We start from the raw sequence: 14,212 nt of genomic DNA, 5'->3' as shown, positions 1-14,212 counted from the left end.
GCTTCAGATCCGTGATGGATGTGGGGCCGAACGCGGGTGAAATGAGGTGGTTTTTGGAACGTCGCGACGGTAAATAGTAGGCCGCTGCTTAGTAATTGGAATTCAATATGCTGCAAGCTGATCGCTAAATTGCCATTGTATATGAACTCAAATTTATCTAAGTTTGTGCATCAAATCAAATTCGAGATGAATATTTCATATAATTGGCTAAAACAACACGTAGATATAGATTCGACTTCAGAGGAACTGTCTTTGATCTTGACAAATACAGGATTGGAGGTAGAGGCACTGGATGTCGTGCAGAGTATTCCAGGAGGATTGGATGGTTTGGTTGTTGGGGAGGTGAAAACCTGCGAGCAGCATCCCAATGCTGATAAACTTAAAGTGACTACGGTAGATGTAGGTAAGCCAGAGTTATTGCATATCGTTTGTGGCGCACCCAATTGCCGTACGGGACTAAAGGTTATTGTGGCCACGGTGGGCACCACTTGTCATCCGACAGCAGGCGAACCCTTTAAAATTACAAAATCCAAAATCAGGGGCAAAGTGTCTGAAGGAATGCTATGCGGTGAAGATGAGATCGGATTGGGTACATCGCATGCGGGCATCGTTGAGTTGCCTGCTGATGTTGAGGTAGGCACCTTGGTTAAGGACCACTTCAATATTCAGGACGACTATAGGTATGAAATTGGGCTAACTCCTAACCGCGCCGATGCTGCTTCACATTTAGGGGTTGCGAGAGACATTGCAGCCTATTTCCGTACAAAAATACGAAAGGCTGATGTATCCGCCTTCCGTGCGGGTGAGGCGACCGGGACGGCCGTTGTTGTAGAAAATACGGAAGCTTGCCCACGCTATAGTGGCATCAATATTTCGGGCGTCAAAGTCGCTGAATCGCCAGACTGGCTAAAGGAAAAATTGAATGTCATCGGTGTACGTCCGATCAATAACGTAGTCGATATCACGAATTATATCTTACACGACTTAGGACAGCCGTTGCATGCCTTCGATGCCGATCAGATTGCTGGCAATCAGGTTCTTGTCCGTTCGGCAGTGGCAGGTGAGAAGTTTGTTACCTTGGATGGCGTCGAGCGCACCCTGTCGGCAGAAGATCTGGTGATTGCAGATGCTGAAAAGCCAATGTGTATTGCAGGAGTTTTTGGGGGAGCACACTCAGGGGTTTCTGATGAGACAACCAACGTATTCTTGGAGTCCGCTTACTTTAATGCGGTTTCTGTGCGGAAGACTTCCAAAAGACATACCCTAAAAACAGATGCTTCCTTCCGTTTCGAACGCGGAACTGATCCAACGATTACTGTCGAAGCGTTGAAACGGGCGGCATTGTTGATTCAGGAGGTTGCGGGCGGTACAATATCATCAACACTGAAAGATGTATATCCTGTGGAGATCAAACCATATGCCTTCCATGTGAGCTACTCCAATGTTGTTCGTTTAATCGGACAGGCTATCCCAAATGAAGAGATTAAATCCATTATCCTTGCGCTGGGCATTGAAATTGCTGCAGAGAGTGCCGAGGGACTGGATGTCCTGGTACCAGCGTATCGTGTGGACGTCACTCGGGAAGTAGACGTGGTAGAAGAAGTGTTACGGATCTATGGTTATAACAATATCGAGCTAAAATCTCAGATCAAAGCCTCGTTAAATACTGTTGAAAAGCCGGAAAAAGAAGTCGTTCTTAACCAATTGGCGGATTTATTGATCGCGAATGGATTCCGTGAGATATTGTCCAACTCATTGACCAAACTCGATTATGCCGACGATAGCGATACAGCTGTAAAATTGTTTAACCCACTGAGTTCAGATCTAGATACAATGCGTCAAAATATGTTATTTTCGATGCTAAACGCTATTGAATACAACCAGAAAAGACGAAATTTTGATCTTAAATTTTTTGAATTCGGCAAGACTTACGTGCAGGATGGAGAGGGATACAAAGAAACTCAACACCTCGCTTTTGCGCTGACAGGCCGCCAAGAAGCAGAGCAGTGGAACAGTAAAAAAGGCCATGTTAGTTTCTACAACCTGAAGGCGGCCGTTGACACGATTGTCAAACGCCTGAAAATTGACGGAATTCAAATACAGGATGCACCGAGCAATCATTTTGTTTATGGATTGAGTTACATGAAAGGACAAAAATGTTTGGTGTCTTTTGGGGCAGTTGCGCAGGCAAATTTGAAAAAGGCCGATGTCGAAGGGCAAGTGTTCTTCGCAGACTTTGACTGGGATCTGTTGATGAAGATTATTCGTAAGAATGGCATTCAATATAAAGAGGTATCCAAGTTCCCGTCTGTTCGCCGCGATCTGTCGTTGTTGATCGACGAGAATGTAAGCTTCGACAAGTTGCAATATGTTGCTCAGAAGACCGAACGCAAGCTTTTGAAGGAAGTAAATGTATTTGACGTTTACAAAGGCGATAAAATTCCTGAAGGGAAAAAGTCTTATGCTCTGAGCTTTATCTTGCAGGATGAAGAAAAAACGCTGACCGATAAACAAATTGATGCGATAGTTCAAAAATTAATTGTTAATTTTGAGAAGGAACTCAGTGCAGAAGTGCGCGGTTAATTAGACAAAAACATTAGTTGGTAATCTTCAATTTATATTATGGCAACATTGTCTTCACAAATGAATCTGATCGTTGAGAAAACGAAAAATTTAATTCAAATGTGCGAAGTCTTGCAGGAAGAAAATGATTTGCTTAAATTAGAGGTACAATCCTTAAAAGTGGCTTTCGACGCGAGCAACGAAAAGAGCAAGCAGTTGGAAGAGAAAGTCAAAGCGTTGGCAGTAGCCCGAACTTTGGATTCTGAAGCGGATAAGGAGGCAATTAATGAAAAAATACTTGACACAAAACAAAAAATTAACGATTTTGTGCGAGAAATAGACAAGTGTATTAGTTTGTTGAAGTAGTTGGATAAGATAGCGAGGGATTCGGCTAATACAACGTTAAAAAGCTCAAAGAGATGGGAGAGATTTCCATAAAAATAAATATCGCAGACCGTGTTTACCCCTTAAGGGTAGATAGCGCGGAGGAAGAAGTGATCCGACACGCTGCGAAATTGATAAATGAAAAAGTAAAGGAATTGCAGGAAAACTATACTGTAAGGGATAAACAGGATTTGTTGTCCATGTGTGTATTGCAATTTGCGACGCGTATGCTAAATGCGGAGCGGCAGTCACAGAACCATGAGGCAGGATTGGAGAATTCAGTACAGGAACTCGATCAGTTGTTGACGGATTTCTTTAACAAATAAATTTACGTTCTTTATATTTAGAGCTTAAAACGACGAATTTGCCGCAATTAAATTCGGGTTGTCACTATTTTAAACTTAACGCTTCAATATTACAGGCGCAAAGAGATATAGGCCATTTTGCGAAAGCCATCTAGGTCACAATCTAAGCCTAATTATGTAATCACGAAGTTTAATAATACATGAGACCTGTTTAAATTTAATTGCGGTTTTTTTTTGCTTACAATGGAAACGAAATTAATAAATAACAAAAACAAATATATATAACACAATTATACATACATGGACGTCGCAATTTATATCATAATTTCTCTGATTGTTGGTGTAGCTATAGGCCGTTATCTTCTGGTCCTGTTATTCAAAAAACAAGAGCAGGAAGCTAAAGAAAAAGTGAATAGCATACTGAGAGAAGCAGAGCAGGAAGGAGAACACATTAAAAAGAAAAAACTCTTAGAAGCCAAAGAGAAATTCCTTCAACTAAAATCCGAACATGAAAAGGAAGTGAATCAACGTAACAACACCATCAATCAGAAGGAAAATACGTTGAGACAGAAAGAACAATCGATCAACCAAAAGCTTGAGAACATCAATCGCGATAAGCAGGAACTGGAGGCCCGAAAAAAACAGCTGGATAAGCTGGTGGAGCTTAACGAGAAGAAATCGGAGGAGGTCGAAACACTAAAATTGCAGCAGATTAAGCAGCTGGAGAGCATTGCAGGTGTCACCGCTGATGAAGCGAAAAACCAACTGGTGGATTCGCTGCGTGAAGAAGCACGCTCTCAGGCGATGATTCAGATCAAAGACATCGTGGATGAAGCGAAGCTAACGGCCACTAAAGAAGCGAAAAAGGTGGTAATTCAGACGATTCAGCGCACAGCGACCGAATCTGCTATCGAAAATACTGTTTCTATTTTTAATATCGAAAATGATGAGATCAAGGGGCGTATTATTGGTCGCGAAGGTCGTAATATCCGCGCTCTTGAAGCTGCTACAGGTGTTGAGATCATCGTTGATGATACTCCTGAAGCCATTATCCTATCGGGTTTTGATCCTGTACGTCGCGAAATTGCCCGTTTGGCGTTGCACCGCCTGGTGACCGATGGGCGTATCCACCCAGCCCGTATCGAGGAGGTGGTGGCCAAAACACGCACACAGATCGAAGATGAAATTGTCGAAATTGGCGAGCGTACGGCTATTGATTTGGGTATACACGGCTTGCATCCCGAATTAATTCGTATGGTAGGACGTATGCGTTACCGCTCGTCTTACGGTCAGAACCTGTTGCAGCACTCTCGAGAGGTAGCTAATTTTGCAGCAACCATGGCTGCTGAACTTGGATTAAATGTAAAGCACGCCAAACGCGCCGGCTTGCTGCACGATATTGGTAAAGTGCCTGATGATAATCCCGAGTTGCCACATGCCATCCTCGGAATGCAGCTAGCAGAAAAATACAAAGAACATCCTGATGTCTGCAATGCCATCGGGGCGCACCATGACGAAATTGAGATGACAGCCCTGATATCGCCAATTGTGCAGGCCTGTGATGCGATTTCGGGAGCCCGTCCGGGAGCCCGTCGTGAGGTGGTTGAAAGTTACATCAAACGTTTGAAAGAGCTCGAAGACCTTGCTTTGTCTTACCCCGGTGTCGAAAAAACATTCGCCATTCAGGCAGGTCGCGAACTGCGGGTAATTGTTGAGAGCGAGAAGGTGTCTGATGCGCAGTCTGAAATATTGGCCGCTGATATTTCTAACCGTATACAGACAGAAATGACTTATCCGGGACAAATCAAGGTTACCGTTATCCGCGAGACCAGATCGGTATCCTACGCGAAGTAACCCAATTCCTGTCATAAAAAAGAAGCCCAATCATCGATCGGGCTTCTTTTTTATGATATGATCTTCAACAGGCCTGGTATTACAGTTCGGTTAAGCTAATGCTCGCTGATCTATTATTAGCTATTATTGGAAGAAATCGATCAGATCACCTACCGATTCGAGTAAATAGGAGGGACATTCTTTTTCCAGTTCTTCTTTGCTACCGTATCCATAGAGAACAGCGATGGCGTCCATGCCGGTCTCTTTGGCACCGATCAGATCGTGTTTGCGGTCACCAATCATGATACAGTTTACCGGATTGGAGAGATTGGCGTTTTCCATGACATATTGAATGACACTTGTCTTTGTTGGTCGGGTATCGTCCAGCGTGCTCCCTCCGGCAAAATCAAAGTACTTGTCTATTTGAAAATGTTTCAGAATCTGATGTGCAAATATTTCCGGTTTCGACGTGGCCAGATAAACACGGTAGTCTTTTGTTTTAAGCCCTTCAAGCAATTCGGGTACGCGGTCAAACAGTAAATTCTCGTACAAACCGAGGGTGGAGAAGCGCTCGCGATATTTCTCCACGCATGCCAATGCTTCGGTTTCTTCAAAGCCAAATTGGCGCATAAATGATTCTTTTAAGGGTGGGCCAATAAGCGGCTTGAGCGTACTTAAGTCCGCCGTATGGATGCCCTTGGCTTCAAGTGCATAAGCAATGCATTTAGTAATGCCCTCTGCGGGATCGGTCAGGGTACCATCCAGATCAAATAAAATATGTTTATATGATTTCATGCTACAATATTACGGAATTGATCGAGCGCAGAAGAATCCGCCTAACTTCCAAAGCAGATCATGACACCTTACAGACCAAAAAATAAGAATATTGTATGAATCGCCCAGCGAAGCATATCAATATTTGTTAAATTTGCCGAATGAAACAAAAGAAGAAAATTCAGGAAGTAGAGCCGAAACGTCCAATCGATTACTATTTTGATGAATTAAATGCTAATTTCCAAGATCCGGTCAACCGTATTATTCAGATTATTTTTTTACCGCTCTTGTTTTTTGGAGTCATGGGCTGTATCTGGATGATACCTTTTCCACAATTCGAGTTTCTAGTCAGGCTCAATTGGCACAGCTTTTTGAACTGGGGGTCTTTCTTTATAGCCATTGTAATCTATTGCTATCTGCGACTGTCGGCGACCTTATCCTATGCCGTACTGTTTTCGATAGGGGGGATGAGTTATTTTATTGTACAGCTGGAGTATATAGAAAAAAATGGTGGTCCGGCAGTCATATGGGTATGCTTGGCGATCGCCCTCATATCGCTACTCGCATTATTTCTGGGTAAAAATAGAGAAAAGAAGACCGTCACAGGAAAACAATTTGTTCGTTTTCTGCTTATCGGACCGGTCTGGCTATGGCATTTTGTGTTTGAAAAATTTAAAATTAGATATTAAATCGTCATTGTGACTAAACATCACAGATAAGGCCCAGCTGCATCAGCTGGGCCTTATCTGTGGTTATGGTAATGCTGTGAAACTAATGTTTATAGTTAAACCATTTAATAATCTCTTTTAGGCTAGCTTTTTTACCGTAGATTAATATACCGACCCTATAGATACGTGCAGCTACCCAAGTGATTAATAAAAACGTGAGTACCAGTAAAGTCAGCGACGTCAGGATCTGCCAAAGCGGAACGCCAAAGGGGATGCGTACAAGCATGGCGATCGGCGATGTAAATGGGATGAAGCTCAGCCATGTTGCGATGGTGCCATTTGGGTCGTTAATGATGACCCCAAAAGACAAGATATAGGTTAGCAGGAGTGGCATAGTGATCGGCATGGAGAATTGATTAGCTTCAGTTTCATTGTCAACGGCCGAACCTGCAGCAGCAAATATAGCGCTGTAGAGTAGGTAACCTGCGATAAAGAACAGGAAGAAGAACACAATCACTTCAGTAAAGTCGAAACTTTGTAAAGCGGAGAGGAGCGATGCAGGACCATTCTGACCGACCGCTTTGGAAACGGTGCCGAGATTGCCCGTACCGGGCTGGCCGGAAGCGACGGCCTGCACATCCTGAGGATTGACAAACAACGCTGTCGCGGTAATAAACAGACCTAGCGTTAATACGAGCCACATGGTAAACTGTGTTAGTCCGACCATGCCTATACCCACAATTTTGCCCATCATGAGCTGAAAAGGTTTTACCGAGGAAATGATGACTTCAATAATCCGGTTACTTTTTTCTTCAATGATACCCCGCATTACCTGTGCGCCGTAAAGGAAGAGAGAAAGGTAGACAAGTATGGCCAACGCTACCCCAATTCCCATAGCAATGGCGGTATTGCTGTTCTTTTCCTCTCCATCTGCAGTTATTTCCCTGGCATCGATCGTAACTTTGGGTTTAATGGACTGAATGGTATTAATATCAATACCTTTAGCTCTATATATACTGTCCCGGATGATTTCCTCCAGCTGTCCACTAATGACTTCTTGGGTCACAAAACTCGTTTTGCCGTTGCTGATCAATTCAGCCTGCTGTGCGGCTAAAATGTCTTTTGGAATATAGAGGATGGCCTGTTTGCCTTGGCCAAGTGCAAGCTGTTGTTTCTGTTTTTGAAGATCCAGTGTACTTTTTTTATAACTGACATTTTTGTTGCTTCGTAATTTAGCCGCGAAGTTCCCCTGCTCATCGATAACAAAAACGTTGGTATGTGTGTCCTTGAAGCTCTTTTGGGTCAGATAAAACATCCCTGCATATAATGCGAAAAAGAAAAGCGGGACAGCGAAAGTCATTACGATGAACGACTTCTTTTTGACACGTGACAAATATTCGCGCTGGATGATAAGTAATATTTTATGCATGTTGTTGGGATAGAGGTGAAACTTGGGTAACCTTCTGAATAAAAATGTCCGCCATGGAGGGAACCAGTTCTATTAACTGATTGAGTTGCACTTTTGGCAACAAATCAGCGAGTACGTGATTTATGCTAACGTCGGGCTTCAGTTGAATACTGGCTGTATGCATGCTCTCTGTTTGCGTAGAATGGATTACCTCGTATAGCTGCTCGTTGACCAGATCAAAATTCAGGCTATTCGGCATGAAGTCCAGCTGATACGTTCGGTTGCTGTAATTTTTTTTGATGGCACGAACTGGACCGTCTAAAATCTTTTTCGAACGGTGGATCAATGCAATATTGTCGCAGAGCTCCTCAACAGTTTCCATCCGGTGGGTCGAGAAGATGATCGTTGCACCTTCGGCATTCAATCTGAGGATCTGCTCTTTGATGGTATTGGCATTGACCGGGTCAAACCCCGAAAACGGTTCGTCCAAAATAATCAGTTGAGGTTGATGGATAACTGTGGCTACAAACTGCACTTTCTGTTGCATCCCCTTACTGAGGTCTTCGATTTTCTTGTTCCACCACGAAGTGATTTCCAGACGTTCGCACCAGTCGTGGATCCTGCGTAACGCCTCTTTTCGTGAAAGCCCTTTTAACTGAGCGAGGTAGCACATCTGCTCGCCAATTTTCATTTTTTTGTACAGCCCGCGTTCTTCAGGTAGATAACCGATTTGGCCAATGTGCTGTGGTCCCAGAGGCTGTCCATTAAACCGGATTTCTCCGGAGTCTGGCCCAGTAATCTGGTTGATGATACGTATCAGCGAAGTCTTTCCCGCGCCATTTGGTCCCAGTAGTCCAAAGATTTTACCCTGAGGGATTTCCATGGATACATCATCCAGTGCGCGGTGACTGGCGTAGTCCTTCGTAACATGATTGATTTCAAGTAACATTTTATATCAGGTTTAATTATATGTGTTCGAGAAAAAGCCGGGTTGCAGCTTCTGTTCCCCGAGATACTATGTTTATTTTATCGATTAGTAGTGATATCGTTGTAAACGTTACAGTAAAAGTAGTAAAGTTTTATAGAATAGATGGTGGCTAAACCTTGCCAGAGGGTTTCATTTAATGTACCTTTGTTTCATGGAAGTAAAAAAAGCCGAATTTGTGTGTAGCAACACGAGAGTTGATAAATTACCTGCGCCAAACTTACCGGAGTACGCCTTCATAGGGCGCTCAAATGTGGGGAAATCTTCTCTGATCAATGCGATGACAAACAAAAAGGGACTTGCCAAAACATCCCAGAAACCGGGTAAAACTCAACTGATCAACCATTTTTTGATCGATGATACTTGGTATCTGGTCGATTTGCCGGGCTATGGGTTTGCGAAAGCATCCAAAACAAGCCGCAATGAATGGGAAAAATTCATCCGCCGTTATCTTACACTCCGGGAAAATCTGCAATGTGTGTTTGTGTTGGTTGATAGCCGCCATGAGCCGCAAAAGATAGATCTTGATTTCTGCTACTGGTTGGGCGAATGTGGTCTGCCGTTTATGCTGGTGTTCACCAAGGCTGACAAACAATCAGCGGTTAAATCCGATGCCAACATAGCGAAATTTAAAAAATCCCTGTTACAATGGTTTGAAGAGGTACCACCCGTTTTCCTCACTTCAGCAGAGAAAAAGACAGGACATGAACCCATTCTGGAAACGATTGACGAGGTTAACAAACAGTTTGTGCATCCGGAGAGTAGTTCCCTCGGGTAGTGCTCCTATTTTCCAAGGCAGCATCTCATTCCGCATGAGCTGGATGGCCGCGAAGTAATCAGTTTGAGAGATCGCATAAATAACATTAATATTAATGAAGAAATACCTATCGTTAGTTTTATTTGCACACAGTGTGTTTGCATTGCCTTTTGCGTTTATTGGATTCTTTTTGGCTTTACAGACGACCGACCATACCTTCTCCTGGAAGCTCCTGCTAATGATGATCCTATGTATGGTAACCGCCCGGAATGCTGCTATGGCATTTAACCGTTATCTCGATAGGGACATTGATGCCATTAATCCCAGGACGGCCATGCGTGATATTCCTGCCGGCAGGATTTCTGCGGAAAATGCATTGTTGTTTACTATGGTCAATTGTCTGATTTTTGTTGGGGCCACCTATTTCATCAACTCATTGTGTTTTATGTTGTCACCGATAGCGCTCTTTGTCGTGCTTTTTTATTCTTATACCAAGCGGATTACTCCGCTTTGCCACTTGGTACTTGGTGCGGGCCTGGGCCTGGCTCCCATTGGAGCGTATATGGTGATCACCGGACAGTTTGCAACGGTACCCCTGCTGTACGGATTTGCAGTTTTGACCTGGGTGAGTGGCTTTGATATTATCTACGCGTTGCAGGACGAAGCCTTCGATCGGGCTAATAATCTCAATTCAATACCAGTTTGGCTGGGTACGAAAGGTGCTATGCGTGTTTCCGAATTGCTGCACGTGCTGTCCTTCTTGTTTGTGCTGGCACCGGTATTTTTGATGCCGGTGGGCTGGGTCTATTACCTCGGTGTCGTTTTCTATGCTGCATTGCTAGTCTATCAGCACACGCTGTTTTCTTCAACAGATCTGAGCCGCGTAAATCGCGACTTTATGACCACGAATGGGTATGCTTCAGTGATTTTCGCCGTCTTTTACCTATTGGACATATGGCTCAACAAATAAACAATTTTATCTTTGATCAATATTACCGATGATGAAAAAAAATGTACTTTTATTTTCTGTTGTATGTCTATCTATATCTTCGTATGCACAGTCGCTAACAAATTACCTTGTACATTACAATCAGAGCTTCAACGGGAAAACGTCAGCTAATGCCAATGCCGTGCTTGTTTACACCAACGCTGAAAATACTTACGTGAGTTCGGAGAAAGATATAAAAGGTGAATTATTACCCCCTTATGAACGGCTGCTTGTGGAGAGGGCTGGGAGGAATGTTTTGCTTAAAATCGCGAAGCTGAAAAATGGGAGCCTTATTTTGACACGGGATTCGACGGCACTTGTCCGACAGCAGTTTATCCCGACCCTTGAAACAAAGGTGATCCTTGGATATCCGTGTAAAAAAGTGGAGACAAGTATTAACTCCAACAAAATAGAGCTGTGGTATACAGATAAACTTGGTGTCAAGGGAGCTCCGGGCGAACTTGGCCAGAATTTGGGACTGGTACTCGAAGTTGTCCGCAATGGCAACACAAGGACCTACGCTACTCGAGTGGAACGTGTGAAGAGTATTCCTGAACAACTAAAATTAAGAGGCAGTGAGAAAAATTATGATGAACTGTCTTACAAAGACCTTATCTGGAAAAGTCGTTTCACGCGGATACCGGTTTTTCATAAGGAACGCATCCGTTTTTCGGATGAGGTCAAATCGGATTCCATCTTGCGTTTTGCCAATGGTACCGTAATCGTCAAAAAAGTCAGAGTTCCCCAAATTAAGTCTAGTGATAATGTCTTTGTGCAGTTAGTTGAGCAGTCTAAGGGTGATGCCTATGACCGCACAGGCTCTGTTTTTATCATTCCGGACAATCAGACTCAGAGCTTTTTAGATGGTATGAAAAATGGCATGGCTACCTTGCCAAAATATGAAAATGGAAACGGTAAGGCCTACCGAGGGGTAGTGCGTTCACATTCTTTTGAGCCCATAGTGGAATTGATGCGTTTCTTTACACCCTTCGGCATAAAACAATTTAACCACTTGCAATTAAAGGATAAGGCGTGGCAGGACTCTGTACTTTACCGTCAAGATATCACTGAGCTTGCAGGGATGTTAAGTGATCGGGATATATATATCGGCACCTTTATCGGAAACTACGACAAAAATGGACATGAAGTGAGTCTGGAACTGACCATACATCCGGGCTTTGATGGCGGTGCAGAAAGCCCGCTCCGAAAAGCCATGTCGCTATTCACAACAACCAATGTTATGGAAATGGGCGGGCAGGAGTACGGATCTATGTTTGACCGTGATAAAGGTCTGACAATGTCCTTTCATCTGGATCAGGACGCAAAAAATGTTCAGTTGCGTTATATCACCACGGGCCATGGCGGCTGGGGAAATGGCGACGAATTCGTGCCCAAAGAAAACCGGATTTTTTTGGATGGCACCTTGCAGTTTAAATATACTCCATGGCGCAATGACTGCGGTTCATACCGTCTCTTTAATCCAGCTTCGGGAAATTTTGTCACGGGTTTATCCTCTTCAGATTTAAGCCGTTCCAATTGGTGTCCCGGAACAGTCACGCCACCCATTTATATTGATATGGGTGAATTAAAGGCGGGTGACCACAGCATACAGGTGCAAATACCTCAAGGTGCACCGGAAGGAACAAGCTTTAGCAGCTGGAATGTTACCGGTACATTATTGTACGATAATTAATGATATGTTTGAGGTATCGATAAGATTGTTGTTGATACCTCATTGATGTTGACGCTATAAGGGATATGCAGTCTCACTTTTGGTCTCCGACAAGACAAAGTATGTCTGTACCGTATTTACCTGTGGTAGTACGGCCAATTTGTGCCGAAGAAAAATATGGTAGGCATCCATATCTTTTGTCGCAATACGCAGCATAAAGTCATAGGAACCTGCCATTTGATAACACTCCATTACTTCTGGGAACTTGGCGACTTCCTTTTCAAATTCATTCAGTACTTCAAAAGTATGGGCCTTTAAGAATACCTGTGAGAAGGAAATCAGCCCAATGCCAACCTTGTGCCGATCGAGTATCGCAACGGTCTTTTTGATATAACCCAATCTTTTTAGTTTTTTGACGCGTTCGTGTACCGCCGCGATCGACTTGTTGAGTTCAAAGGAAAGTTCTTTATTGCTCAGGGAGGCATCCTGCTGAAGCAGACGCAATAGCTTCAAATCAATACCGTCGAGTTCCATAATTTAATATTTTCGGTGCTTTGCTAAATTTACGATGTTTACTTGAATAATTTGTCGCTCACGAGCAAATATCATATAATTTTTCTTGAATATAATGACTTGTATTGAATAATATCTTGTTATTGGGCAATTTTGCAACGGAATAATCATTTATTTAGAAATGGCTGAACAAGAATTATTGAGTGCATGTTTATCGCCTGCCTTGGACAAGAGGTTTAAGCATTTGTGGCGATTGGTTGGAAATACACCCATGCTGGAGTTACAATACACCTACAAGGGTCATCCGGGCCGGATTTTCGTGAAATGTGAGAACTATAACTTAACAGGTAGCATCAAGGATAGAATGGCCTTGTACATCTTGTACAAAGCATACATGAATTGTCAGATTAAGCCGACAGACCTCGTCATTGAGGCGACCAGCGGCAATACAGGGATCGCTTTTTCGGCCATCGGCAAAGCTCTTGGGCACCAGGTCAAGATAATCATGCCGAATTGGTTGAGCAAAGAACGTACCGATATTATCCGTAGTATGGGCGCTAACATACAGCTGATCAGCAAGGAAGAGGGGGGATTTTTGGGGAGCATCCGTCTCAGTGAGGAGCTTGCGGCCCAAGGTGGAGTTTTTCTTCCGAGACAGTTTGAAAACCAATATAATGCTGAGGCACACGAGAAAACAACAGGATATGAGATCGTCAGGCAGTTAGCCGATCAGGGCTTGGTAGCCGATGCTTTTGTTGCAGGTGTTGGAACAGGCGGTACAGTGATGGGCGTCGGACGCAGCTTACGTAAGGTCAATCCGAAGGTGCGTATCCACCCTTTAGAACCAGCCGAAAGCCCTACCTTGTCTACAGGACATAAAGTGGGGTCGCATCGGATACAAGGTATATCGGACGAATTTATCCCTGCTATTGTAGATTTGGATGAACTTGATGCGGTGGTATGTGCCAATGATGGTGATGCCATTCTGATGGCTCAGAAATTATCGCGGCAGCTAGGGCTTGCCGTGGGCATTTCCTCGGGCGCAAACGTCATAGGAGCAGTTAAACTGCAGCAAGAGCTAGGACCTGAAGCAGTAGTCGTCACCCTACTCTGTGACGATAATAAAAAGTATTTAAGTACAGACTTGGTCAGGGAGGAGCCGGTAAGAGCCGGATACCTTTCCACGGATCTTGATTTTGTGGGCTTTCAGCCAATTTGCAGATTGGCTGATCCGGTTTTTGGCGCTTAAAAGAACTAGTTTCATATGTTTATAGTTGACTCGGGAAGTGTATTGCTTCCCGGGTTTTATGTACAGATGCCGGCTATTGCCCTACTGGTTCGTACGCAAGACAGTCCTGTACGT

The 14,212-nt window shown here is 43.7% G+C and carries 13 protein-coding genes; 9 read left to right on the top strand and 4 right to left on the bottom strand.

Annotated elements, in window-relative coordinates:
- Positions 1–186: 186 nt before the first annotated feature.
- From pheT to rny, 4 genes are all read left to right on the top strand, one after another.
- Complete coding sequence (pheT, locus tag K7A41_RS08690; protein ID WP_265713408.1) at positions 187–2,583, top strand: phenylalanine--tRNA ligase subunit beta; 2,397 nt, start codon at positions 187–189, stop codon at positions 2,581–2,583.
- Between the two features lie 39 nt (positions 2,584–2,622).
- The gene (locus K7A41_RS08685; RefSeq protein WP_028068886.1) at positions 2,623–2,928 is read left to right on the top strand and encodes a hypothetical protein; all 306 of its coding nucleotides are present in this window, start codon (positions 2,623–2,625) and stop codon (positions 2,926–2,928) included.
- 53 nt (positions 2,929–2,981) lie between these two features.
- Positions 2,982–3,272 carry a cell division protein ZapA gene (locus K7A41_RS08680; protein WP_028068885.1) on the top strand — a complete coding sequence of 97 codons (291 nt, stop codon included), beginning with the start codon at positions 2,982–2,984 and terminating at the stop codon, positions 3,270–3,272.
- Positions 3,273–3,551: 279 nt separating this feature from the next.
- Complete coding sequence (gene rny, locus K7A41_RS08675; RefSeq protein WP_028068884.1) at positions 3,552–5,105, top strand: ribonuclease Y; 1,554 nt, start codon at positions 3,552–3,554, stop codon at positions 5,103–5,105.
- Between the two features lie 123 nt (positions 5,106–5,228).
- On the opposite strand, the gene K7A41_RS08670 is transcribed toward rny, so the two are convergent.
- Positions 5,229–5,879 (bottom strand): HAD-IA family hydrolase, encoded by a 651-nt coding sequence (locus K7A41_RS08670; RefSeq protein ID WP_028068883.1) that lies wholly within the window; start codon positions 5,877–5,879, stop codon positions 5,229–5,231.
- Between the two features lie 140 nt (positions 5,880–6,019).
- On the opposite strand from K7A41_RS08670, the gene K7A41_RS08665 reads away from it, so the two are divergent.
- Positions 6,020–6,547: a hypothetical protein gene (locus K7A41_RS08665; RefSeq protein WP_028068882.1), complete on the top strand. Its 528-nt coding sequence runs from the start codon at positions 6,020–6,022 to the stop codon at positions 6,545–6,547.
- 82 nt (positions 6,548–6,629) lie between these two features.
- Here the strand turns inward: K7A41_RS08665 and K7A41_RS08660 are convergent, their stop codons facing one another.
- On the bottom strand, positions 6,630–7,955 hold the full coding sequence (locus K7A41_RS08660) for an ABC transporter permease (protein WP_265713407.1): 1,326 nt from the start codon (positions 7,953–7,955) through the stop codon (positions 6,630–6,632).
- Positions 7,948–8,883 (bottom strand): ABC transporter ATP-binding protein, encoded by a 936-nt coding sequence (locus K7A41_RS08655; protein ID WP_028068880.1) that lies wholly within the window; start codon positions 8,881–8,883, stop codon positions 7,948–7,950. The genes K7A41_RS08660 and K7A41_RS08655 overlap by 8 nt, the downstream gene beginning before the upstream one ends.
- A 190-nt stretch (positions 8,884–9,073) precedes the next feature.
- On the opposite strand from K7A41_RS08655, the gene yihA reads away from it, so the two are divergent.
- The 3 genes from yihA (at position 9,074) to K7A41_RS08640 (ending at position 12,357) form a co-directional block, all read left to right on the top strand.
- A complete protein-coding gene (gene yihA, locus K7A41_RS08650) occupies positions 9,074–9,697 on the top strand; it encodes a ribosome biogenesis GTP-binding protein YihA/YsxC (protein WP_028068879.1) in 624 nt (207 codons plus the stop codon).
- Positions 9,698–9,791: 94 nt separating this feature from the next.
- The gene (locus tag K7A41_RS08645) at positions 9,792–10,646 is read left to right on the top strand and encodes a UbiA-like polyprenyltransferase (RefSeq protein WP_265713406.1); all 855 of its coding nucleotides are present in this window, start codon (positions 9,792–9,794) and stop codon (positions 10,644–10,646) included.
- Positions 10,647–10,674: 28 nt separating this feature from the next.
- Positions 10,675–12,357, top strand: a complete 1,683-nt coding sequence (locus K7A41_RS08640) for a PNGase F N-terminal domain-containing protein (RefSeq protein ID WP_265713405.1) — start codon at positions 10,675–10,677, stop codon at positions 12,355–12,357.
- Positions 12,358–12,411: 54 nt separating this feature from the next.
- Here the strand turns inward: K7A41_RS08640 and K7A41_RS08635 are convergent, their stop codons facing one another.
- Positions 12,412–12,870 carry an Lrp/AsnC family transcriptional regulator gene (locus K7A41_RS08635; protein WP_265713404.1) on the bottom strand — a complete coding sequence of 153 codons (459 nt, stop codon included), beginning with the start codon at positions 12,868–12,870 and terminating at the stop codon, positions 12,412–12,414.
- Positions 12,871–13,030: 160 nt separating this feature from the next.
- On the opposite strand from K7A41_RS08635, the gene K7A41_RS08630 reads away from it, so the two are divergent.
- Positions 13,031–14,098, top strand: a complete 1,068-nt coding sequence (locus tag K7A41_RS08630) for a PLP-dependent cysteine synthase family protein (protein ID WP_265713403.1) — start codon at positions 13,031–13,033, stop codon at positions 14,096–14,098.
- Positions 14,099–14,212 lie beyond the last annotated feature (114 nt).

Origin of the sequence: Sphingobacterium sp. InxBP1 (assembly GCF_026191775.1) — a bacterium.
In the GTDB taxonomy this organism is placed as follows: domain Bacteria; phylum Bacteroidota; class Bacteroidia; order Sphingobacteriales; family Sphingobacteriaceae; genus Sphingobacterium; species Sphingobacterium thalpophilum.
Note: the sequence above shows the minus strand (reverse complement) of the source record. Positions and strands in the feature narration are given on the sequence as shown.